General features: G+C 73.2%; 24 protein-coding genes. 13 read left to right on the forward strand and 11 right to left on the reverse strand.

Annotation, left to right across the window (positions count from 1 at the left end):
• Positions 1 to 87 precede the first annotated feature (87 nt).
• Both ACQKQD_RS23655 and ACQKQD_RS23660 read right to left on the reverse strand, forming a co-directional pair.
• A complete protein-coding gene (locus ACQKQD_RS23655; protein ID WP_020093879.1) occupies positions 88 to 618 on the reverse strand; it encodes a YceD family protein in 531 nt (176 codons plus the stop codon).
• The gene (locus ACQKQD_RS23660; RefSeq protein WP_427509709.1) at positions 615 to 1,184 is read right to left on the reverse strand and encodes a ubiquinol-cytochrome C chaperone family protein; all 570 of its coding nucleotides are present in this window, start codon (positions 1,182 to 1,184) and stop codon (positions 615 to 617) included. Before ACQKQD_RS23660 ends, ACQKQD_RS23655 begins: the two co-directional genes overlap by 4 nt.
• Before the next feature lie 155 nt (positions 1,185 to 1,339).
• On the opposite strand from ACQKQD_RS23660, the gene ACQKQD_RS23665 reads away from it, so the two are divergent.
• Entirely contained in the window at positions 1,340 to 1,837 is a 498-nt protein-coding gene (locus ACQKQD_RS23665) for an outer membrane protein assembly factor BamE (protein WP_020093881.1), read from the forward strand.
• On the opposite strand, the gene ACQKQD_RS23670 is transcribed toward ACQKQD_RS23665, so the two are convergent.
• The 4 genes from ACQKQD_RS23670 to ACQKQD_RS23685 all read right to left on the reverse strand — a co-directional run bounded on the left by ACQKQD_RS23670 (position 1,774) and on the right by ACQKQD_RS23685 (position 7,954).
• Positions 1,774 to 2,484, reverse strand: coding sequence for an HAD hydrolase-like protein (locus ACQKQD_RS23670; protein ID WP_427509710.1), 711 nt, complete (start codon positions 2,482 to 2,484; stop codon positions 1,774 to 1,776). The two genes, ACQKQD_RS23665 and ACQKQD_RS23670, sit on opposite strands and share 64 nt — an antisense overlap.
• 22 nt (positions 2,485 to 2,506) lie before the next feature.
• Entirely contained in the window at positions 2,507 to 4,420 is a 1,914-nt protein-coding gene (locus tag ACQKQD_RS23675) for a PAS domain S-box protein (protein ID WP_427509711.1), read from the reverse strand.
• Between the two features lie 103 nt (positions 4,421 to 4,523).
• On the reverse strand, positions 4,524 to 5,615 hold the full coding sequence (locus ACQKQD_RS23680) for an alkene reductase (protein WP_427509712.1): 1,092 nt from the start codon (positions 5,613 to 5,615) through the stop codon (positions 4,524 to 4,526).
• A gap of 194 nt (positions 5,616 to 5,809) precedes the next feature.
• On the reverse strand, positions 5,810 to 7,954 hold the full coding sequence (locus tag ACQKQD_RS23685; RefSeq protein ID WP_091927315.1) for a sodium-translocating pyrophosphatase: 2,145 nt from the start codon (positions 7,952 to 7,954) through the stop codon (positions 5,810 to 5,812).
• 448 nt (positions 7,955 to 8,402) lie between these two features.
• Here ACQKQD_RS23685 and ACQKQD_RS23690 point away from each other — a divergent pair, with 448 nt between their 5' ends.
• Entirely contained in the window at positions 8,403 to 8,774 is a 372-nt protein-coding gene (locus ACQKQD_RS23690) for a hypothetical protein (RefSeq protein WP_427509713.1), read from the forward strand.
• Here ACQKQD_RS23690 and thiL read toward each other — a convergent pair.
• The 4 genes from thiL to ACQKQD_RS23710 all read right to left on the reverse strand — a co-directional run bounded on the left by thiL (position 8,694) and on the right by ACQKQD_RS23710 (position 11,535).
• Positions 8,694 to 9,689 (reverse strand): thiamine-phosphate kinase, encoded by a 996-nt coding sequence (thiL, locus tag ACQKQD_RS23695; protein WP_427509714.1) that lies wholly within the window; start codon positions 9,687 to 9,689, stop codon positions 8,694 to 8,696. The genes ACQKQD_RS23690 and thiL overlap by 81 nt on opposite strands.
• A gap of 3 nt (positions 9,690 to 9,692) precedes the next feature.
• Complete coding sequence (gene nusB / locus ACQKQD_RS23700; RefSeq protein WP_170863012.1) at positions 9,693 to 10,298, reverse strand: transcription antitermination factor NusB; 606 nt, start codon at positions 10,296 to 10,298, stop codon at positions 9,693 to 9,695.
• Between the two features lie 11 nt (positions 10,299 to 10,309).
• A complete protein-coding gene (ribH, locus tag ACQKQD_RS23705) occupies positions 10,310 to 10,804 on the reverse strand; it encodes a 6,7-dimethyl-8-ribityllumazine synthase (RefSeq protein WP_020093929.1) in 495 nt (164 codons plus the stop codon).
• 143 nt (positions 10,805 to 10,947) lie between these two features.
• The gene (locus ACQKQD_RS23710) at positions 10,948 to 11,535 is read right to left on the reverse strand and encodes a carboxymuconolactone decarboxylase family protein (RefSeq protein WP_427509715.1); all 588 of its coding nucleotides are present in this window, start codon (positions 11,533 to 11,535) and stop codon (positions 10,948 to 10,950) included.
• Between the two features lie 174 nt (positions 11,536 to 11,709).
• Between ACQKQD_RS23710 and ACQKQD_RS23715 the strand changes: the two genes are divergently transcribed.
• The 11 genes from ACQKQD_RS23715 (at position 11,710) to dxs (ending at position 20,304) form a co-directional block, all read left to right on the forward strand.
• Positions 11,710 to 12,432 carry an SDR family NAD(P)-dependent oxidoreductase gene (locus ACQKQD_RS23715; protein WP_041372745.1) on the forward strand — a complete coding sequence of 241 codons (723 nt, stop codon included), beginning with the start codon at positions 11,710 to 11,712 and terminating at the stop codon, positions 12,430 to 12,432.
• A complete protein-coding gene (locus tag ACQKQD_RS23720; protein WP_427509716.1) occupies positions 12,429 to 13,628 on the forward strand; it encodes a hypothetical protein in 1,200 nt (399 codons plus the stop codon). Before ACQKQD_RS23715 ends, ACQKQD_RS23720 begins: the two co-directional genes overlap by 4 nt.
• On the forward strand, positions 13,625 to 14,149 hold the full coding sequence (locus ACQKQD_RS23725; protein WP_091927311.1) for an NUDIX hydrolase: 525 nt from the start codon (positions 13,625 to 13,627) through the stop codon (positions 14,147 to 14,149). The genes ACQKQD_RS23720 and ACQKQD_RS23725 overlap by 4 nt, the downstream gene beginning before the upstream one ends.
• Positions 14,146 to 14,604 carry a TIGR02301 family protein gene (locus ACQKQD_RS23730; protein WP_427509717.1) on the forward strand — a complete coding sequence of 153 codons (459 nt, stop codon included), beginning with the start codon at positions 14,146 to 14,148 and terminating at the stop codon, positions 14,602 to 14,604. Before ACQKQD_RS23725 ends, ACQKQD_RS23730 begins: the two co-directional genes overlap by 4 nt.
• A gap of 159 nt (positions 14,605 to 14,763) precedes the next feature.
• The gene (locus ACQKQD_RS23735; RefSeq protein ID WP_012320917.1) at positions 14,764 to 15,018 is read left to right on the forward strand and encodes a hypothetical protein; all 255 of its coding nucleotides are present in this window, start codon (positions 14,764 to 14,766) and stop codon (positions 15,016 to 15,018) included.
• 101 nt (positions 15,019 to 15,119) lie between these two features.
• On the forward strand, positions 15,120 to 15,971 hold the full coding sequence (locus tag ACQKQD_RS23740; protein WP_427509718.1) for a YgfZ/GcvT domain-containing protein: 852 nt from the start codon (positions 15,120 to 15,122) through the stop codon (positions 15,969 to 15,971).
• 130 nt (positions 15,972 to 16,101) lie between these two features.
• Positions 16,102 to 16,716, forward strand: coding sequence for a DNA-3-methyladenine glycosylase I (locus tag ACQKQD_RS23745; protein WP_091927309.1), 615 nt, complete (start codon positions 16,102 to 16,104; stop codon positions 16,714 to 16,716).
• Between the two features lie 26 nt (positions 16,717 to 16,742).
• The gene (locus tag ACQKQD_RS23750) at positions 16,743 to 17,303 is read left to right on the forward strand and encodes a hydrolase (RefSeq protein WP_427509719.1); all 561 of its coding nucleotides are present in this window, start codon (positions 16,743 to 16,745) and stop codon (positions 17,301 to 17,303) included.
• A gap of 50 nt (positions 17,304 to 17,353) precedes the next feature.
• Positions 17,354 to 17,866 carry a tyrosine phosphatase family protein gene (locus ACQKQD_RS23755; RefSeq protein WP_427509720.1) on the forward strand — a complete coding sequence of 171 codons (513 nt, stop codon included), beginning with the start codon at positions 17,354 to 17,356 and terminating at the stop codon, positions 17,864 to 17,866.
• 139 nt (positions 17,867 to 18,005) lie between these two features.
• On the forward strand, positions 18,006 to 18,266 hold the full coding sequence (locus ACQKQD_RS23760) for an exodeoxyribonuclease VII small subunit (RefSeq protein ID WP_012320922.1): 261 nt from the start codon (positions 18,006 to 18,008) through the stop codon (positions 18,264 to 18,266).
• 43 nt (positions 18,267 to 18,309) lie between these two features.
• A complete protein-coding gene (dxs, locus tag ACQKQD_RS23765; protein ID WP_427509721.1) occupies positions 18,310 to 20,304 on the forward strand; it encodes a 1-deoxy-D-xylulose-5-phosphate synthase in 1,995 nt (664 codons plus the stop codon).
• 260 nt (positions 20,305 to 20,564) lie between these two features.
• On the opposite strand, the gene ACQKQD_RS23770 is transcribed toward dxs, so the two are convergent.
• Complete coding sequence (locus tag ACQKQD_RS23770) at positions 20,565 to 21,656, reverse strand: tartrate dehydrogenase (RefSeq protein ID WP_091928132.1); 1,092 nt, start codon at positions 21,654 to 21,656, stop codon at positions 20,565 to 20,567.
• Positions 21,657 to 21,716 lie beyond the last annotated feature (60 nt).

Genomic DNA, 21,716 nt, shown 5'->3' on the forward strand with positions numbered 1-21,716 from the left:
CCCGCCGGGCGCGGCGGACCATAGCGATACCGGCCCGGCGGGCAAATGAAATCGGGCGGCCGGCGGTTCCGGCCGGACGCGGCGGGCTCAGCCGTCGCGGTCGCGGAGCTTGCGCAGGCCGTCGAGGGGTCCGGCCTCGTCGCCCGCCACGACCGGCTCGAAGGCGATGCCGGGCTTGCGCGGGTACGGGTCGAGGCCCAGCGCCAGGAACTCGGCGGTGAGCGCGCCGAAATCGATGCGGCCGCCGACCAGGGGGTCGGGGATGTCGGCGTCCTCGGCATCGGTGCCGGCGAGCCGGTCGGTGTCGGTGAACACCACCTCGACCGGCTCCCGGACCGGCGCCTCGAAGGGTTCGAGGCTGACGGTGCAGACCTGGGTCACCAGGGCCTCCACGGTGCCGGTCACGGTGAGGCGGCTGGTCGCCCCCTCGATGGCGAAGCGCCCGACGAGGTCGCGGATCCCCGGGATGCCGAAATCGGCGGCCAGCGCGGCGCACTCGGCCGGGCTCGCCTCGACGGTGACGGCGCCGCGCCCCTGGGGCAGGCGCTCGACATTGACCCAGCGCGCGAGCGGGAAAGCGTCCTGGCCGGCATCGCGGCTGCTGGCATCGCGGCTCATGGGCGTCCTCCGTGGTCAGGGCCGGCCGGTACCGGCGCGAAGCCGTCGGGCTCCGGGAAGGGCGGCCCGGCCGCGAGCAGCCCGTCGAGATCGGCCCCGGCGAGGGCGGCGTCGGCCGCCCGCACGTAGGCGGCGAGACCGCGCCCGTCCCCCTCGCCGCCGAGCACGTTGCGGACGAGGGCGGCCGCCAGGGCCGCGGCGTCGCCGGCCTCCAGGGCCGCGTCGTAGCCCTCGGCCCGGCCGTAGAAGGCGGCGCCGAGCTTCTTCATCCGCTTGGACACGCCCATGTCGCCGACGCCGAGTTCGCGCAGGGAGGCGTCGAGCTGAGTGAAGACCGAGTTCACCAGATCCTGCGCCACCTCGGCGGCCGGCGGCGGCAGCCGGTTCAGCCGGCGCAGGACCAGGATCGCGTGCAGGCACAGGGATTCGAACCGGCCCTCCACGGTGTCGGGCACGCCGAGATCCGTGTAGAGGCCCGGCCGGCGCGCGGCCTCGCTCAGGGCGACGTGCAGCCCCTCGACGGCGCGGCGGCGCGCGCCCGCGCGGCGGAACAGCCCGGCGATCATCGGTGTCGAACCCCGGCCCTCTGTGGCCAAGCTTGCCTTGTCAAAGCCATAACCCCGCGGTACGGCAACCCACGCCCAGGGCGCAAGCGCCGTCGGAGCCCCGTGCCGGCGGCGACGGTCGCGCCCCGTCCGTCAACACGCTCTCTGGGGGCCCGATGCGGCGCCGTTTCGTCCAGTCCTTCGCGCGCCTCGCCCTGCTCGGCCTCGCGGCAACCGGTCTATCGGGCTGCATCGGCGAGGAGCTGCGCCACGGCTACCAGGTCGATCAGGCGGCGCTCGCCACGATCAAGCCCGGCATGGGCCCCGAGCAGGTGCTGCAGATCCTGGGCACGCCCTCGACCGTGTCCACGGTCGGCAACAAGTCCTGGTACTACATCTCGCAGAACACCCGCCGGACGATCATGTTCCTGGGCGAGCAGGTCGAGGACCAGAAGGTCACGGCCGTGTACTTCACCCCCGCCTTCAAGGTCGAGCGCGTGGCGCTCTACGGCCTGCAGGACGGCCGGATCTTCGACTTCATCGAGCGCACCACGCCGACGAGCGGCGCCGACCGCGCCTTCCTCAGCCAGCTGTTCCGCGGCCTGACCCGCTACGAGCCGTTCGGCAGCGGCAGCGGCACCAGCGTCGTGCCGGGCGCGAATCGCGGCATGTGACCGGCCTCGCCCGCCACGAGGCGGGCGATCGCCCCGGGCTCCGGGAACAGGTGCTCGGGGCCGTGGGACACGAGGGCCCGCGGGTCGGTGTAGCCCCAGGCCACGGCGCCGAACGGGCAGCCCAGCGCCCGCGCCGCCTCGAGGTCCCGGATCTCGTCGCCGACGCAGAGGGCCCGGTGCGGCGGCACCCCGGTCCGCGCGAGCAACGCCCGCAGCCGGCGCGCCTTCCCGAAGATCGACGCCCCGCAGGCGTAGCTGCCGATGCGGGCGGCATTGTCCGGTCCGAGCACCCGCCGCACCGTGTCGGCGCGATTCGACGACAGGATCGCCAGCGGCACGCCCGCCGCCGCGATCGCGGCCAGCATCGCCGGGACGCCGGGAAACAGGGCGATCTGCGCGGCGTCGCGGGCGGCCAACGCGTGCATGTGGCGGGCGATGAGCGGCAGCTTCCAGCGCGGGATGCCGAGATGGGCGACGATCGCCCGGGCGCCCTGGAGCCGGAGCTCCTCCACCTCGTGGGCCTCGACCCGGCGGAAGCGGTAGCGGTCGGCGACGCCGTTCAGCACCGAGCAGAACCACCCGAAACTGTCGGCCAGCGTGCCGTCGAAGTCGAGGACGACGAGACCCGGCCCGGGCGCGGCCGGCATCCGGGCCGGCATCCGAGCCACGTCAGGTCCGCAGGTTCTCGAGCGGGACGCTGAGCCGCATCAGGAGACCGCCCGGCGCCCAGTCGTGCTCCAGCGCCCCGTCGAGCTGGCCGGCGACGCTGCGCTCGGCCAGCACCGTGCCGAATCCCTTCCGGGACGGCGCGCCGGCGATCTGCGGGCCGCCCTCCTCGCGCCAGGTCAGCGTGTAGCGGCCCGCCTCGCGGGTCCCGCTCAGCGAGACGCCGCCCTCCCGCGTCGACAGGCCGCCGTACTTGACCGCGTTCGTCGCCTGCTCGTGCATGATCAGCGCGAGGGCCGTGGCGGTGCGCTCGCCGATCTCGGCATCGTCCCCCGAGATCACCACGCGGGCGCGTCCGTTCTCCTCGTAGGCGGCCATGATCAGGCGCATCAGCCCGAGCACCGTCTGGCCAGCGACCGGCGGGGCGCTGTCGGGGGAGTGCGGGCGGACGTATTCGTGGGCCCGGGCCAGGGCGCCAAGCCGCTCGCGGAACGCGGCCACGAAGGGCTTGGCCGCGGGGTCGGTCCGCGCGGTCAGGGTGGCGAGGCCGCCCACCACCGCGAAGATGTTCTTGATCCGGTGCGACAGCTCGCGGATCAGCAGGTCGCGGGCCTCCTCGGCGCGCTTGGCCTCGCGCAGGTCGCGGGTGACGGTGGCGTAGCCGAGCTCGGTCCCGGTCGGGTCGCGCACCGGGAAGATGTTGTAGAGCACGGCCAGGGGCTCGCCGGTGACGAAGTGCCGGAAGGCGAGTTCGCCCTCCCAGAACCCGTCCCGGCGCACCGCCGGCATCACGGTCTCGGCCAGGATCCGGCGGCTGTCGTCGGTGAAGAAGTCGGGCACCTTCTTGGCGCGGGCGGCGGCGAGATCGGGCAGGCCGACCAGGGCCATGGCCGCCTCGTTGAGATGGGTGATCGCGCCCTCGAGGGTGCTGAGCCCGATGAAGTCCTTGGACGTCTCGACGATCGCCGCGAGCTTGCGGGCCTCGGCCTCGGCGCGCTTCAAATCGTCGATGTCGGTGCAGGTCCCGAACCACCGCTCGATCCGCCCCTCGGCGTCCCGGATCGGCATGGCCCGCCCCAGGGTCCAGCGGTAGTCGCCGCTGTGGTGGCGCAGGCGATACTCGATCTCGTAGGGCTCGCCGGTCGCGAGGCAGTGGCGCCACCGCGCCCAGGCCCTGTCCTGGTCCTCGGCATGGAACACACCGTTCCAGCCCTCGCCGTCGGTGGAGCCGTAGGGGACGCCGGTGAACTCGTACCAGCGATCGTTGTAGTAGTCGTGGAACCCGTCCGGCCGCGTGGTCCAGACCATCTGGGGCATCGCCGAGGTCATCACGCGGAAGCGGCGCTCGCTCGCGGCGATCTCCGCCTCGCGGGCGGCGACCTGCGCCAGCGTCCTGCGGTGCTCCAGCAGGCTGGAGATCTGGCGCGCCAGCGCCAGCAGGGTCGCGGTCTGCTCCGAATCGAGCCCCTCCGGCCGCGGGACGCGGTCCAGCACGCACAGCGCGCCGAGCGGGATGCCGTGGCTGCCGCGGATCACCGCACCCGCGTAGAACCGGAAGGCCGGTGCCCCGGTCACGAGGGGATTCTCGGTGGTCCGGGGGTCCGTGGTCAGGTCCGGGATGACGAGAAGGTCGCCGGCCTCGATCGTGTGGGCGCAGACCGAGCAATTGATCGGCAGCTCGCGCTTGCCGAGGCCCACCTCCGACTTGAACCACTGCCGCTCGGCATCCACGAGGCTGACGAGCGCGACCGGCGCCCGGCAGACGTAAGCGGCGACCCGAACGAGGTCGTCGTAGAGCGGCTCGGGCTCGGAATCGAGGATCGCGAGGTCGCGCAGTTCGGCGATCCGGTCGGCGGCGCGCCAGCGCCCGTCGGTCGGTCCGGCTTCCGCGAGCGCGTGAGGTGCAGGCACATCCATGGTCCTGCCCTCACATAGGCGCGCGACGGCCCGCTGCCAAGGAACCGCCGCGGTTTCCTGCCGCAGCCCTCCGGGCCGCGGCAGGGCGCGCGACCGCGGCGCGTCAGGCGGCGCGGGACTCGGTCAGGGTCGGGTAGTCGACGTAGCCCTCGGGGCCCTGGCTGTACCACGTCGCGGCGTCGTCCTTGGCGAGCGGCGCCTTCCTGGCGATCCGCTCGGCGAGGTCCGGGTTGGCGATGAAGGTCCGGCCGAACGCGATGGCGTCGGCCTCGCCGGCATCCAGCGCCTTCTGGCCGCTGACCCCGTCGTAGTCGGCGTTCAGGATCATCGGGTTGCGGAACACGCGCCGCATCGCCGGGGCGATCGGCGGGTGGTCGGCCTTGCCGAAGGTGCCGTTCGGCCCCGGCTCGCGCATCTCCAGGAAGGCGATCCCGGCATCGGCGAGCGCCTGGGCGGCGGCGGCGAACAGCGGCTCCGGGTTCGAGTCGTTGCAGCCCTGGATCGCGCCGTTCGGCGAGAGACGCACGCCGGTGCGCTCCGGCCCGGCGACCTTCGCCACCGCCTCGGTCACCTCGCGCAGGAGCCGCACGCGGTTCTCGACGGACCCGCCATACTGGTCGGTGCGGTGGTTGGTGCCGTCGCGGAGGAACTCGTCGATCAGGTAGCCGTTCGCGGCGTGGATCTGCACCCCGTCGAACCCGGCAGCCAGGGCGTTGGCGGTGGCCCGCTCGTAATCGGCGAGCAGGCGCGGGATCTCGGACACCTCCAGGGCGCGGGCCTCGCTGTAGGGCTTCTTGCCGGAATAGGTGTGGGCCTGGTCGGGCGCCGTCGTGGCCGAGGACGAGACCGGCTTGGCGCCGCGGAGGAAGTCCGAATGGACCATCCGGCCCATGTGCCAGATCTGACAGACGATCTTGCCGCCCTTGTCGTGCACGGCCTTCACGATCGGCCGCCACGCGTCGACCTGGGCATCGGACCAGATGCCGGGCGCGTAGGGCCAGCCGAGCCCCTCCTGGCTGATACCGGTGGCCTCGGTGAGGATCAGGCCGGCGCCGGCGCGCTGGGCGTAGTACTCGGCCATGATCGGGGTCGGAACGTGCTCGCGGGTGCCGCGGCCGCGGGTCAGCGGCGCCATGAAGATCCGGTTCTTCGCCTCGATGGCGCCGATGCGGATCGGGTCGAGCAGGGACGGCATGGGTTACCTCGTGCTGGTGCGGCGGGGGCCGCGTCCGGGTTTTAATCCGGCGCCGAGGTGGCGCTGCGGCGCCGCGATGCCAAGGTGCTGCGCCGCGGGACTGGCCGTCGCGTGCGGGGGCGCACACGGCGAAACGGGCAGGGCCGGGCTCGCGGAGAGCCCGGCCCCGTCGGCCGATCCGGTCTTCGCGGAACTCAGCTGTGCGCCAGCACGGCGAGCAGCAGCAGGGCGATGATGTTGGTGATCTTGATCGCCGGGTTCACCGCCGGACCGGCGGTGTCCTTGTAGGGGTCGCCCACCGTGTCGCCGGTCACCGCCGCCTTGTGGGCGTCGGAGCCCTTGCCGCCGTGGTGGCCGTCCTCGATGTACTTCTTGGCGTTGTCCCAGGCACCGCCGCCCGAGGTCATCGAGATCGCCACGTAGAGGCCGGTGAGGATCACGCCGAGCAGGCTCGCGCCCACGGTGGCGAAGGCCTGGCTCTTCCCGGCGATGAACTGGATCACGAAGAACAGCACTATCGGCGACAGGACCGGCAGCAGCGACGGGATGATCATCTCCTTGATCGCCGCGCGGGTGAGCATGTCCACCGCCCGCCCGTAATCCGGCCGGTCCGTGCCCTGCATGATGCCGGGCTTGGCCCGGAACTGGCGCCGGACCTCCTCGACCACCGCGCCCGCCGCGCGCCCGACCGCCGTCATGGCGATGCCGGCGAACAGGAACGGGATCAGGCCGCCGAGCAGCAGCCCGACCACGACGTAGGGGTTGGAGAGCGAGAAATCGACGCTGACGCCCTGGAAGAAGCGGTACTGCGTCGGGCTCGCATGGGCGATGAAGTAGTTCAGGTCCGACGTGTAGGCGGCAAACAGCACCAGCGCGCCGAGACCCGCCGAGCCGATCGCGTAGCCCTTGGTCACCGCCTTGGTGGTGTTGCCGACCGCGTCGAGGGCGTCGGTGGACTTGCGCACCTCCGAGGGCAGGCCCGCCATCTCGGCGATGCCGCCGGCATTGTCGGTGACCGGCCCGAAGGCGTCCAGCGCCACGATGAAGCCCGCGAGCGCCAGCATGGCGGTGACCGCGATGGCGATGCCGAACAGGCCGGCGAGCGCGTAGGTGCTGATGATGCCTGCCACGATCACGATGGCCGGCAGCGCGGTCGATTCGAGCGAGATCGCCAGCCCCTGGATCACGTTGGTGCCGTGGCCGGTCACCGACGCGTCGGCGATCGACTTCACCGGGCGGAAGTTGGTGCCCGTGTAGTACTCGGTGATCACGACGATCAGCGCCGTGATGGCGAGCCCGATCACCGCGCAGCCGAACAGCGCGGCCGACGTGAAGGTCAGGCCGGTCGAGGTGGTGAAGCTCGTCGAGAAGCCGCCGAGCAGGGTCATGTTGACCGCCGCGATCGCCGCGATGGAGAGCACGCCGGCGGCGATCAGCCCCTTGTAGAGCGCCCCCATGATCGACTGGTTCGCGCCGAGCCGCACCGCGTAGGTGCCGGCGATGGAGGTGAGGATGCAGGCCGACCCGATGGCGAGCGGGTACAGCATCATCGGCTCGAGGACGTCGCGGTTGCTCCCGCCCGCGCCGGAGAAGAAGATCGCGGCCAGCACCATCGTGGCGACGACCGTGACCGCGTAGGTCTCGAACAGGTCGGCCGCCATGCCGGCGCAGTCGCCGACATTGTCGCCGACGTTGTCGGCGATGGTGGCGGGGTTGCGCGGATCGTCCTCCGGGATGCCGGCCTCGACCTTGCCGACGAGGTCGCCGCCGACATCGGCGCCCTTGGTGAAGATGCCGCCGCCGAGGCGGGCGAAGATCGAGATCAGCGAGGCGCCGAAGCCGAGCGCCACGAGGGCGTCGATCACCTCGCGGCTCGACGGCTCGAGATGGGCGGCGCGGGTGAGGAACAGGTAGTAGAGGGCCACGCCCAGCAGCGCGAGGCCCGCCACCAGCATGCCGGTCACCGCCCCCGACTTGAAGGCGACGTCGAGGCCGCCGCCCAGCGAGGTCGAGGCGGCCTGGGCCGTGCGGACGTTGGCCCGCACCGAGACGTTCATGCCGATGAAGCCGGCCGCGCCCGACAGAACGGCGCCGATCAGGAAGCCGACCGCGACCTTGATCCCGAGGAAGACGGCGAGGAGGACGAACAGGACGACGCCGACGAGGCCGATCGTCGTGTATTGCCGCCGGAGATAGGCCTGCGCGCCCTCGGCGATGGCGGCGGCGATCTCCTGCATGCGCTGCGTGCCGGCGTCGCGCCGCATCACGTCGAGGATCGTGACGATGCCGTAGGCGACGGCGCAGAGCCCGCCCGCGATGATCAGGACCAAGGGAATCATTCGACCGTCCTTGTTATTATCGTGCCTGGCGTTGGCTTGTGATTGTCGAGCTTGACCGCCGGACGACGGCCATGGGACGCGGCGCTCGGATTCGGGGCTTTCCTTCCCAGTACAATGCCTTGATTGCCAAACTTCGCCGGGGAGCGCAAACGCCGCGTCGGCGGGCGACGCCGGGAATCGGGTCTCACGACCCGCGGGCCAAAAAGCCCTCGAACCCGCAATGCTGCATTATGTTGCGGATCCGGTTTCCCGCCGGCCGCTGCACCCGGTTCCATGGGCGCGAGCCCCCTCTTCCGTGCGGGAGAGGGGGCCGAGCGCGGCTCCCCCGAGCGGAGATGCCCGTCCCCCGAACCGGAACATCACGAACGCGAGCGGCTCGAGCGGCCGTTAACGTCGCCTTAACCAACCGATATTCTATTTTTGGTTGTATTCGGACGAGGGACTCGCCATGAGCAGCGACCAGGCCGCCAGGTTGGCGGCGACCATCGAGGTGTTGAGCGGCGCGGTCGGCTTCCTGATCGCAGAGCGGGTCGCGGCGCAGCCGGTCACGATCCAGGACGACCTGCTCTGCGTGCTGCAGCGCGCCCTGTCCCGGGCGCCGGGCGCGGGCGGGGACCCGGCCGGCCGCTGGATCCCGGTGGTCGCCGCCGCGATGATCGGCGAGGTCCGGCGCCAGATCGGCCACCCGGTCGGGGATTCCGCCGGCCCGATGATCTCGGGACCGGACGCGATCTGGGCGTCAGAAGTGGCTGAAGGCTCCGGCCGCGAACACGCGCTCGGCGCCATCGCGCATTTCGAAGCGCGGCGGGCCGTCGCCTGAGGTGACGGTGCCGATGGCGGCGACGGCGACCCCGGCCGCCGCGGCCTCAGCCCGGAAATCCGCCAGGCGCTCCGGCGCGACGGTGCAGAGGATCTCGTAATCGTCGCCGCCGGTCAGGACCGCCTCGATCAGGGCGGGGTCCGCCGCGCAGGCGCACCGGGCCGCCTCCGAGAGCGGCACGTCCGCCGTCGCCACGCGGGCGGTGCGGCCCGCGCCCAGCATCTTGGCGAGATCGCCCGCGAGGCCGTCGGACACGTCCATGGCCGCCGAGGCGTGGCGGCGGATGGCCGGCGCGGCGGCGAGCCGCGGGCGCGGGTGCAGGTAGCGGTCGGCGAGTTCGGCCCGCAGCGCCGGATCGAGGCCGGCCGCCCAGGGGGCGCCGGGCTCCAGGCGCATCCGCAGGCCGAGGGCGGCGTCGCCGATCGTGCCGGTAACGCAGATCCGGTCGCCGACCCGCGCGGTGGCGCGCCGCACGATGGCGCCGGTCGGCAGCTCGCCGAACACGCTCACCGAGATCAGCGCGGGGCCGCCAGAGCGCACCGTGTCGCCGCCCAGCAGCGGGCAGCCGGCCGCCTCGGCCGCCGCGCCGAGCCCCTGCGCGAATCCGTCGAGCCAGGCCTCCGTCCAGTCGTCGGGCAGCGCGAGGGTCAGCAGGAAGCCGCGCGGGACCGCGCCCTTGGCGGCGATGTCGGAGAGGTTCACGCCGAGCGCCTTGCGGGCGATCGAGGCCGGCGGATCCTCCGCGAAGTAGTGGATCCCCGCCACCACGGCGTCGGCGGTGAGGACGAGGTCGTGGCCCGGCGCGGGCGTCAGCGCGGCGGCGTCGTCCCGGAGCCCGTCGGCGCCCGGTCCGGCCAGCGGCGCGAAGTAGCGGGCGATCAGCCCCTCCTCGGAGGCGCGGGCCGGCCCGGCCAAGACTCAGGCCTTCCCGGCCGACGGTTTCCCAGCCGCAGCTTTGCCGGGGAGCGGCTTGGACGAGCCCGGCTTGCCGGAGGCCTTCGGGGCCCCGACCTCGCCCGGCCGGACCTCCCGGGCGACCCGGTCGAGGACGGCGTTGACGAGGCCCGGCTCGTCGGCCGTGTAGAAGCTGTGGGCGACGTCGACGTATTCCGAGATCGCCGCGGCCGCCGGCACGTCGCGACGGAACATCAGCTCGTAGGCGCCCGCCCGCAGGATCGCCCGGAGGACGATCTCGATGCGGCGCAGCGGCCAGCCCTGCGCGAGGGCCTGGTCGAGCTTGGGGTCGATGGCGCGCTGCTCCTCGACCGTGCCGCGCAGCAGGTCGCGGAAGAACGCGGTCTCGGCCGGGGGATGGGCGATCCCGTCGACCTCCTGGCCGATCCAGAAGGCCTCGAACTCGGCGAGGGCGTCGAGCACGCCCTTGCCGGAGACGTCCATCTCGTAGAGCGCCTGCACCACCGCGAGGCGGGCGCCGCTGCGCAGGCTGATCTTGGCGGGGGCGCCGGCGGTGCCGGTGCCATTCTCCGCGCCGGTCTCCGGCTGGGTCTCGGGGGTCCCGGTCATGGGTGTATCCGTCATCGCGGGCGCGCGCCTTCGGCCGCACGCTTCAGGGCGAGCACGCCGAGCGCCGCCTCGGCGGCGCCGCCGCCCTTGTTCATCTCGGCGACCCGGGCGCGGGCGAGCGCCTGAGCCTCGGTCTCGACCGTGAGGATGCCGTTGCCCAGCGGCACGCGGCGCTGCACCGACAGGTCCATGAGCGCCCGGGCGCTCTCGCCGGCGACGATGTCGTAGTGGCCGGTCTCGCCGCGGATCACGCAGCCGAGCGCCACCACGGCGTCGTAGGCGCCCGTGTCGAGCAGGATCGCCACGGCGGCGGGGATCTCAAGGGCCCCCGGCACGGTGACCACGGTGGCCTGCGCGTCGGCGGCCGCGATCGCCGCCAGGGCGCCGGCCAGGAGTTCGTCGGCGATCGCGTCGTAGTAGCGCGCCTCGACCACGAGGATCCGGGCGCCGGCGAGCGCCGGGTCGGTGGGCTTGGGCGCCGAATCGGCGCGGGTATGGGCGACCATGGCTCTCGTCCGGCCGGGTTTTCGGGAACGGGCGGGCGGCACGTCGGGCACCCGCACGGGGGAGGACGGTTAGACCGAAGCGGCCGGCGCCACAAGCCGCGCGGGATCGCCCCCGGCCCGCGCCGCGGCCGCGGCGGCGCGCCCTACCCGACCAGCGGCGGCAGCGGCGGGGCCGCGGGGCCGCCCTCCGGCAGGGCCGTGCGGGCGACGTTCATCGTCATGGCGAGCAGCGCGTAGTAGCCGTTTATGCCGGTCAGATCGATCGCCCCCTGCTCGCCGAAGCGCGCGACCAGGGCCGCGTAGGTCGCGTCGCTCACCCCGCGGTTGCGCATCAGCTCGGTCGAGAACGCGTAGGCGAGGGCCTCGTCGGCGCTCATCGTGTCGGGGCGGCGCCCCTCGGCCAGCGCCCGCGCGGTCTCGGGGGCGACTCCGGCCTCGAGGGCGATCGGGTGGTGGATCGCCCACTCGACCGGCTGGCTCCACTCCCGCGCGACCACCAGGATCGCGAACTCGCTGATCCGCAGCGGCAGGACGCTGCCGTAGCGCAGGTACTGGCCCATCCGGCTCGCGCACAGCATCAGCTCGGGGCTGCGCAGGAGTGGCACGAACGGCCCGAAGACCTGGACGCCGCGCTCGGCCCGGAACGCGGCCGCCGCCTCTTCCTGCGCCGGGGACAGGCCGCCGGCCGGGATCTCCGGCATGCGCTCCGCGCTGGTCTGCCCGCTGGCCATGCGTTTCCCCTCCGTGCTCCGGCGCCGACGCGCGGCCCGCTCTGGATTTCCGGTGCCCGTGCGCCTAGACCATTGGGGCTCACCGGCACGCACCGCGCCCGACCGGGCGGCGATCCCTGAACGCCAGCGAGGCTTACGGCTTTGGCCCTCCCCGTCAACGAACGCCGGCGCATCATGCTGCTCACGGGCGCGAGCCGGGGCATCGGCCACGCCACCGTCAAGCGCTTCTCGGCCGCGGGTTGGCGCGTGATCACCTGCTCGCGCCACGCCTTCCCGGAGAACTGCCCCTGGGAGATGGGGCCCGAGGACCACCTGCAGGTCGACCTCGCCGACGCGCAGGACACGGTCCGCGCCGTCGAGGAGGTGCGGGGCCGGCTCGCCGCCGAGGGCGGGGTGCTGCACGCGCTGGTCAACAATGCCGGGATCTCGCCGAAGGGGCCGGAGGGCGAGCGCCTCGGCGCGCTGGCCACCGAGTTCGACACGTGGCAGCGGGTCTTCCAAGTCAACCTCTTCGCCACGATCCTGCTGGCCCGGGGCCTGCGCGAGGAACTGGCCCGGGCCAAGGGCTCGGTCGTCAACGTGACGTCGATCGCCGGCTCGCGCGTCCACCCCTTCGCGGGGGCGGCGTACGGCACCTCCAAGGCGGCGCTGGCGGGCCTGACCCGCGAGATGGCCGCCGATTTCGGGCCGCTCGGCGTGCGGGTGAACGCGATCTCGCCGGGCGAGATCGACACGTCGATCCTGTCGCCCGGCACCGAGAAGCTCGTCGAGCAGATCCCGCAGCGCCGGCTCGGCACGCCGGACGAGGTCGCCAAGGCGATCTACTTCCTGTGCACCGAGGCCTCCTCCTACGTGAACGGCGCCGAGCTCCACATCAACGGCGGCCAGCACGTTTGACCAGATCGGTCGCTTCCTGGGGCGCTTCCGCGCGCACGGCGCTACCGCGCCGTCACCCGACGGCGCGCCGCGGTCGGGTCGCACTCGTCCTGGGCCTCCTCGCGTGCGTCGCGCCCGTCGCGGGGGCGCGGGCCGAGCCCGGGATCCGGATCCTCGACCTGCCCTTCAAGGTGCGGGCGCTGCGCGGCTCGCGCAGCGAGGCCGCGGTCTCGGTGGCGACCTCCGGGCTCCTGCCGATCACCGGCGGCACGGCAGGGGCAAAGGCCGGCGCGCAGGGCGGTGGCCAGCAGGCCGGCGACGAGGAGAGCGCGCCGATCGCCGTGGTCTGGGGCGACGACGGCGGCGCCGTGCTCGCCCTCGCGGAGGGCGGCGTCACCGTGCGGCCGATCGGCCGGGACGCGGTCGAGGGGCTGACCGCCGCCGAGACGCCGCGCGGGGCCCTGCCGGGCTCGCGCCGGGCCCTCTCGGGCCCCCTGAGCGCCTATCTCACCGGGCGCACCCGCGCCCCCGACGGCGGCGCGGCCGCCGCGGTGCTGACGATCCGCGAGCGCCAGCCGATGGCGGTGAGCACCGATCCGAAGCCCGTCCCCGTGGCCACCGTGACGGTGCCGGCGGGGGGCGAGGCCGTGTTCGCGCCGCTGCGGCCGCGCCTGCTGCGCCTCGGGGACCGCCCGGCGCTGCTGGCGGCGACGCTGTCCGGCGCGGATGCCGGCAGCCTCGTGCTGATCGACCGGCCCGCCGGCGATCCGGGCGCGGCCTGGGCCGTCGCCGCCCGCACGCCCGCCCAGCCGGGCCCGCCCCTCAAGATCGCCGGCATCGCGGATTTCTCCGGATCGGGCGCCACCCAGGCCGCGACGGTCAGCGCCAAGGGCCGGCTCCAGCTCTGGACGCTGCGTCCCGACGCGATCGAGCCCGCTGGCGAGGCCGCGGGCTACGCGGCCGGCGACGGCGATTCGGATCTCGCCGTGACCGTTCCGGCCGGCGGCAGCCCCGAGCTCGTCCTGCCGGTGGCGGGCCGGCCGGAGATCGCCTTCGTGGCGGCCAAGGGCGGCCTGCGCGAGCGGGCGCGCGTGCCGCTGCCGGCCCCCGCGGAGACCGGCATCGTCGTCCTCGGCGAGGGCGCGGCGGCGCGGCTGCTCGTCGGCCTCGCCGACGGCCGAGTGGCCGTCGTGGCACCGGACGGGGGTAAGCCGTGACCGCGGGCGCACCGGATCCCGACAGCCGGCTGTTCCCGGCCCGGCCCTTCGTGGGCGCGTCGATCGCGGTGATCCGCGGCGAGCGGGTCCTGCTGGCGGCGCGGGCCAACGAGCCGATGCGCGGCGTCTGGACCCTGCCGGGCGGCCTCGTGGAGGCGGGCGAGTCCCTGGCCGAGGCGGCCCTGCGCGAACTGTCCGAGGAGGTCGGACTGCCCGCCGAGGTGGTCGGCGTGCTCTCGCCCACGGAGATCATCGTCCGGGACGAGGCCGGCCGGGCCCGCCACCACTACGTCGTCCACCCGCACGCCGCCCTGTGGTGCGGCGGCGAGCCCGTGGCCGGGCCCGAAGCCCTGGGCACCCGGTGGGCGACGCTCGCGGAGGTCGCGACCCTTCCGACCACCCCCGGCCTGGTCGACACCCTGCGCGAGGCCTTCGCGCGGGTGGCGGCCCGGGACACGGACGGGAGCGCGGATCGGCGCGTGAATCGCGCGGGAATGCCGGGCGGGGAGCCGACGGCGTGAGGCGCCCCGCGACCGTCCTGTGCCTGCTGGCGCTCCTGGCAGGCCCGGTCTCCGCGCCGGCGCTGGCGCAGCAGCGCTCCGGCCGGAGCGGCGCGCCCGCCAAGGAAGCCGCGAAGGAGCCGTCCAAGGAGGCGCCCGCCCCCGCGGACGTGCCCGCGCCCTACGACCGCGACCTGCTGCGCATGTCCGAGATCATCGGGGCCCTGGCGTTCCTGCGGAACCTCTGCGCGGCCCCGGACGCGGCCGACTGGCCGGCCCGCATGAAGGCGCTGATCGACTCCGAAGGCGTGACCCCGGCCCGCCGCGACCGGCTGGCCGGCGCCTACAACCGCGGCTATCGCGGCTACGCGCTGACCTACCGGGTCTGCACGCCCGCGGCCCACGAGGCGGCCGCACGGTACGTCGCGGAGGGCGACCGGCTGTCGCACGCTCTGGCCGGGCGTTTCGGGGGGTGATGCAGGTACAGCACACATACCGGCGATGCCGGCGAAACATCGGATTTGAGCGCTCGCGTTAACCGATCCGAAATTCTCGGCTGGCCGAGCCGCCGGGACCTGCTTATCATCCATTGCGTCCGCCGGGCCCCGTGTCCGGCGCAATGGAAGTATCCGGCCATGCAGCACAGCTCTCACACCGCCCCCATCGAGGTCGATGTCGAGGAGAAACGCGTCGCGCTGAGTTACGTCTCGGAAGCGTTCGCGGAAGGCTGCCTCGATGGTCTCGACGGTGACTGCATGGCCCAGGCCGCCCTGTTCGCGGCTTTTCAGGAACTCGTGACGACGTACGGCGAAGAAGCCACGGCCCGTTACGCGGAGGGATTCCCGGAGCGCATCCGCGGGGGCGCGTTCACCACGACGCTCCAGCATTGAGCAGGTGAGCGCGGACGGTTGAGGCGCGGGCGGTCAGCGACTACGTCCCGGGTCCACGGTCCGGCCCGCCGGACCGTTCGCGCCCCGAGGAATCGCCGCCCATGCCCGTCGCCCTGCTGCCGGACCGCGCCCTGGTCACCGTCACTGGACCGGACGCCACGACGCTGCTCCAGGGCGTCCTGACCTGCAACGTCGAGACGCTCCAGCCCGGTGAGGCGCGCCTCGGCGCCCTGCTCACGCCGCAGGGCAAGATCCTCTTCGATTTCCTGGTCTCGCGGATCCCCGACGGCTTCCGGTTCGACGTGCTGGTCGAAAGGGCCGCGGACCTCGCCAAGCGCCTGACGCTCTATCGCCTGCGCGCGCAGGCGACCATCGCGGCCAACCCGACCGTCGCGGTCGCGGCGGCCTGGGCCGGCGCGGCCCCGCCCGCCGCGGAGGCGCTGGCCGATTCCCGCGCGGCCGATCTCGGCGCCCGTCTCTACGCCGAAGCGGGCGCCTTCTCGGCGGACGCCGCCGAGGCCGAGTACCACGCGCACCGGATCGCCCTCGGCGTGCCCGAGGGCGGACGCGACTTCGCCTTCGGCGACGCATTCCCGCACGAGGCGCTGATGGATCAGCTCGGCGGCGTCGACTTCCGCAAGGGCTGCTACGTCGGCCAGGAGGTGGTCTCGCGGATGCAGCACCGCGGCACGGCCCGGACCCGCATCCTGGCGGCCGCCTACGCGGACGCCGCGCCCCCGCCCGGCACCGAGATCACCGCGGGCGGCAAGGTGCTCGGCACCACGGGCAGCGCCGCGGGGAACCGCGGCCTCGCCACGGTCCGCCTCGACCGACTGGGCGACGCGCTCGCCTCCGGCGAGACCCCGCGCGCGGGCGACCAGCCCGTGACGCTGGCGCGCCCCGCCTGCGCGACCTTCGCCATGCCGGACGCGGCGGCGAGCGCGGCCGGGTAGGATCGCGACGCGCGGGATCGGGCCGCGTGACCGCGGCTCGTCTTGCACCGGCGGAAGGGACCGTCGAAGTGGCCGTGCGGCCGCCGCCGCGACGGTGGCGTTCCGCTCCTGTTCTCGTTACCATCGCTGTATGTCCGAGACCGGCCTCATCGCCCATCCTGACGGCTGCCCACGCTGCTGGTGGGCTGGGCTCGACCCGCTCTATGTCGCCTATCACGACACCGAGTGGGGCGTGCCCGAGCATGACGGCCGCGCTCTCTACGAGAAGCTGATCCTCGACGGCTTCCAGGCCGGGCTGTCGTGGATCACCATCCTGCGCCGCCGGGACGGGTTCCGCGACGCCTTCGCGGATTTCGATCCCGAGCGGATCGCTCGCTTCACCGAGGCGGACGTCGCGCGGCTGATGGCCGACACCCGCATCATCCGCAACCGCGCCAAGATCCAGGGCACCGTCGCGGGCGCCCGGGCGTGGCTGCGGATCGAGGAGCGCGGCCCCGGCTTCGCGCACTTCCTGTGGGACTTCGTCGACGGCCGGCCGGTCCAGGGCACGGCGCGGACCCGCGCGGAGATCGCCACCGAGACGCCGGTCTCCCGGGCGATCGGGAAGGCCCTGAAGGCCGAGGGCTTCTCCTTCTGCGGGCCGACCATCGTGCACGCGTTCATGCAGGCGGTGGGCATGGTCAACGATCACCTCGTCGGCTGCCACCGGCACGGGCCCTGCGCTGCGCTCGGCGGGTCCCGGTGAGCGCGCCGCCGCGCGCGTGGCAGCGCATGCTCTCTGGCCGCCGCCTCGACCTCCTCGACCCGGCGCCCGGGGACATCGAGATCGCCGACATCGCCCACGGCCTCGCCCGGGTCGCGCGCTGGAACGGCCAGACCCGCGGGCCGCACGTCTTCTCGGTGGCCCAGCACAGCCTGCTGGTCGAGGCGGTGGGCCGCCACCTCGCCCCCGGCTGCACCGACCGGGACGGGCTCGAGCTGCTCCTGCACGACGCGCCGGAATACGTGGTCGGGGACATCATCTCGCCGCTCAAGGCCGCCATCGGCGACGCCTATCGCGGCGTCGAGCTGCGCCTGCTCGCGGCGGTGCGCCGCCGCTTCGAGCTGGCCCCCCCCTCGCCCGCCCTTGCCCGGCTCGTGAAGCGGGCCGACCGGATCGCCGCCCACGCCGAGGCGGTGCGCCTCGCCGGCTTCGCGCCGGAGGAGGCCGAGCGCTATTTCGGCCCCTCGGTCGACCTGCCCGAGCCAGTGTCGGCCCTGGCCGGGCCGTGGCCGACCGACGAGGCCGAGGCGCGATTTCTCGCGCGCTTCACCGCCCTGTCCCCGCCCTGACGGATCTTCGCCCTCGATCCGTCACGATCGCAGGTCACTGGCGCCCCACCATGCCGACCCTCCACGTCTGTCCGCTCTCGCGCCTGCCCGAGACCGTCGCCGCCACGGGCGCGAGCCACGTGCTCACGCTGATCAATGTCGGCACGCCGCTGGAGCGGCCGGCCGTGATCCACGCCGCGAACCACGCCATCATCTGGGTCAGCGACATCGCGGCGGCCCGGGACGGACACGTTTTGCCGGCTGAAGAACACGTGGCCCGGCTTCTCGACTTCGTCCGGACCTGGCCGCGGGAGAAGCCGCTGGTGATCCACTGCTACGCCGGGATCAGCCGCTCGACGGCCGCCGCCTACATCGCGGCCTGCGCGCTGGCGCCTGAGCGCGACGAGGCGGCGATCGCCGACGCCCTCCGGTCCGCCTCGCCCTCGGCGACGCCCAACGCCCTGTTCGTGGCGATCGCCGACCGGATGCTCGACCGCGACGGCCGCATGGTCGCGGCGATCGCCCGCATCGGGCGCGGCGCCGACGCCTTCGAGGGCACGCCGTTCACCCTCGCGCTGGCGTGAACCGAACGCAGGTGCGAAGTGTGGCGCAAACGCCGCCGCGGCCGTCCAAAACGGTGCGGACCCGGCCGGCGGACTGGCCCCCAGGGTTGTGGCGACCGGGGATCGCGCCGTACAAACACCCCCAAAGGAAGTATCTGGGATGAGTGCGAGCAGACCCGAGGTGGCCCCCGCCGCCGGCGACCTGCCCTTCGAGAAGGCGCTGGAACAGCTCGAGGAAATCGTCCGCCGGCTCGAGCGCGGCGACGTGCCGCTCGACGAGTCGGTGGCGATCTACGAGCGCGGCGAGGTGCTGAAGAAGCATTGCGAGGCGCTGCTGAAGCGGGCCGAGGCGCGGATCCAGCGGATCACGCTGGGCTCCGACGGGCGGCCCGAGGGCGTCGCCCCGCTCGACATGTCCTGAGGCTCGGCGGTCGAACCGATCCCATCCGTTAGAGGTTGATGCCGTGGCGATTACCCCCGAGCAGAGTGCACTTCTCGACCGCGTTCCGTCTCCTTCGGCGCTGCGGCGCCTTCCGGAGTCGGAGCTGCAGGCGGTGGCGGACGCGGTGCGCGCCGAGATGATCGACGCGGTCTCGATCACCGGCGGCCATCTCGGCTCGGGGCTCGGCGTGGTCGAGCTGACGGTGGCGCTCCACCACGTGTTCGACACCCCCGACGACCGCATCGTCTGGGACGTCGGACACCAGTGCTACCCGCACAAGATCCTCACCGAGCGCCGCGACCGCATCCGGACGCTCCGCCAGGGCGGCGGCCTGTCCGGCTTCACCAAGCGGAGCGAGAGCGTCTACGACCCCTTCGGCGCCGCCCACTCCTCGACCTCGATCTCGGCCGCGCTGGGCATGGCGGTCGCCCGCGACCTCGACAACGCCGCCGCCAAGCAGAAGAACCGCCCGCCCAAGCGCCGCAACGCCATCGCGGTCATCGGCGACGGCTCGATGTCGGCCGGCATGGCCTACGAGGCCCTCAACAATGCCGGCGCCCTGCACTCGCGCCTGATCGTCATCCTCAACGACAACGACATGTCGATCGCGCCCCCCGTCGGCGCCATGTCGGCCTACCTCGCCCGCCTCGCCTCGGGCGGCGCCTACCAGTCCCTGCGCGAGACCGCCAAGCAGCTCGGCAAGCTCCTGCCCAAGGCGCTCTACCAGCGCGCCGCCGCGGCCGAGGAATACGCCCGCTCGCTCGTGGTCGGCGGCGGCACCATGTTCGAGGAGATGGGCTTCCACTACGTCGGCCCGGTCGACGGGCACAACCTCGACCACCTGCTGCCGGTGCTCAAGAACGTCCGCGACGCCGAGCACGGCCCGATCCTGCTCCACGTCGTCACCCAGAAGGGCAAGGGCTACGCGCCGGCGGAAGCCTCGGCCGACCGCTACCACGGCGTGGTCAAGTTCGACGTGGTGTCGGGCGTCCAGGCCAAGGCCAAGCCGAACGCGCCGGCCTACACGCGGGTGTTCGGCGAGAGCCTGATCAAGGCGGCCGACGCCGACGACAAGGTCGTGGCGATCACCGCCGCGATGCCGGGGGGCACCGGCATCGACCTGTTCGGCAAGGCGCACCCGGACAAGACCTTCGACGTGGGCATCGCCGAGCAGCACGCGGTGACGTTCGCGGGCGGTCTGGCGACCGAGGGCTACCGGCCGTTCGTGGCGATCTACTCGACCTTCCTGCAGCGGGCCTACGACCAGGTGGTGCACGACGTGGCGCTGCAGAACCTGCCCGTGCGGTTCTGCCTGGACCGGGCGGGGCTGGTCGGCGCCGACGGGGCGACGCACGCGGGCGCGTTCGACCTCGCCTACCTGTGCTGCCTGCCGAACATGACCGTGATGGCGGCGGCCGACGAGGCCGAGCTGGTGCACATGGTGGCGACCGCCCACGCGCACGACACGGGCCCGATCGCGCTGCGCTACCCGCGCGGCGAGGGTGTGGGCGTCGAGCTTCCGGAGCGGGGCGAGGCGCTGGCGATCGGCAAGGGTCGGGTGGTGCGGCGCGACGCGGAGGCGCGTGTGGCGCTGCTGTCGCTCGGCACGCGCCTGTCGGAGGCGCTGAAGGCGGCCGACACGCTGGCCGAGCAGGGCGTGGCGGTGACGGTGGCGGACGCGCGGTTCGCCAAGCCGCTGGACGAGGCGCTGATCCTGGATTTGGCGCGCGACCACGAGGTTCTGATCACGATCGAGGAGGGCTCGCGGGGCGGGTTCGGCGCGATGGTGCTGCACCTGCTGGCGGAGCGGGGCGCGCTGGACGCGGGGGGCGTGCGGGTGCGGACGATGACGCTGCCGGACGCCTACCAGGACCACGACAGCCCGGAGAAGATGTACGCCGAGGCGGGCCTCGACGCCACGACCATCGTCAGGACCGCCCTCGACACACTGCCGGCGGAGACCGGCAAGGCCGAGCCGGCGAGCAACGTGGTGAGCGTGCGCCGCCGCCCCCGCTGACGCCACGGAGAGCGCGGTCTCCCGCGCTCATTCCGTTCGCTGTCGATGTGTTCGGACCTCCGCTCGTGATGACGGAGAGGGCATCTCAACCACAGCCTTGAGACGGAAACGGAATCCCACCTCATCCTGATGGGCGGAGCGCAGCGTAGCCCTCGAAGGAGCCCTCCAGCGGTCTCCCGATCCCTGGAGGGCTCCTTCGAGGCCCGCTGATGCGGGCACCTCAGGATGAGGGCGTGGAAGGGAGGCTCGGGGTGATTGCCCTACCCCAGCGCCTGCTCCACCGCCTTGCCGCAGGCCTGCGTGTCGGCGTTGCCGCCGAGGTCGCGGGTGCGCAGCGTCCGCTCGGACAGCACCCGCTCGATCCCGCCGACGATCTCGGCCGCCGCCGCGTGCTCGCCGAGATGCTCCAGCATCATCGCCCCCGACCAGATCTGGCCGATCGGGTTGGCGATCCCCTGGCCAGCGATGTCCGGCGCCGAGCCGTGGACCGGCTCGAACACCGACGGGTGCACCCGTTCCGGGTTGATGTTGCCGGACGGCGCGATGCCGATCGTGCCCGTGCAGGCGGGCCCGAGATCCGACAGAATGTCGCCGAACAGGTTGGAGGCCACCACCACGTCGAACCGGTCCGGGTTCAGGACGAAATGCGCGGTCAGGATGTCGATGTGGTACTGGTCCCACCGGACGTCCGGGTAGGCCTCGGCCACTGCCTTCACCCGCTCGTCCCAGTACGGCATGGTGATCGAGATGCCGTTCGACTTCGTGGCCGAGGTCAGGTGCTTCTTCGGGCGCTTCTGAGCCAGTTCGAACGCGAACCTGAGGATCCGGTCCGTCCCGTGCCGGGTCATGATCGTCTCCTGCAGGGCGAACTCCCGGTCGGTGCCGGCGAACATCCGGCCGCCCGCGTTCGAGTACTCGCCCTCGGTGTTCTCCCGGACCACCCAGAAGTCGATGTCGCCGGGCTTGCGGTCGGCGAGCGGGCACTTCACCCCCGGCATCAGCCGCACCGGGCGCAGGTTCGCGTACTGGTCGAATTCCCGCCGGAACAGGATCAGCGAGCCCCAGAGCGAGATGTGGTCGGGCACGCGCTCGGGCATGCCGACGGCACCGAAATAGATCGCGTCGTGGGTCTCGATCCGCGCCTTCCAGTCCTCCGGCATCATCCGGCCGTGCTGCTCGTAATAGTCGCAGCTGGCGAAATCGAACCAGTCGAGCTGGAGGCCGAAGCCATGCCGCTTGGCCGCCTGCTCCAGCACGCGCACGCCCTCCGGCACCACCTCCTTGCCGATGCCGTCGCCGGGGATCACCGCGATGCGGTAGCGACGCTGCTGGCTGTTCTCTGGGGCGGCCATGAATCCTCCAAGCGTTTCGAGGGGCGGGCCTCTGCGGGGCCCGGGTCGTCGGCGTCAGGT

The sequence above is a fragment of the Methylobacterium sp. NPDC080182 genome (assembly GCF_050281105.1).
In the GTDB taxonomy this organism is placed as follows: domain Bacteria; phylum Pseudomonadota; class Alphaproteobacteria; order Rhizobiales; family Beijerinckiaceae; genus Methylobacterium.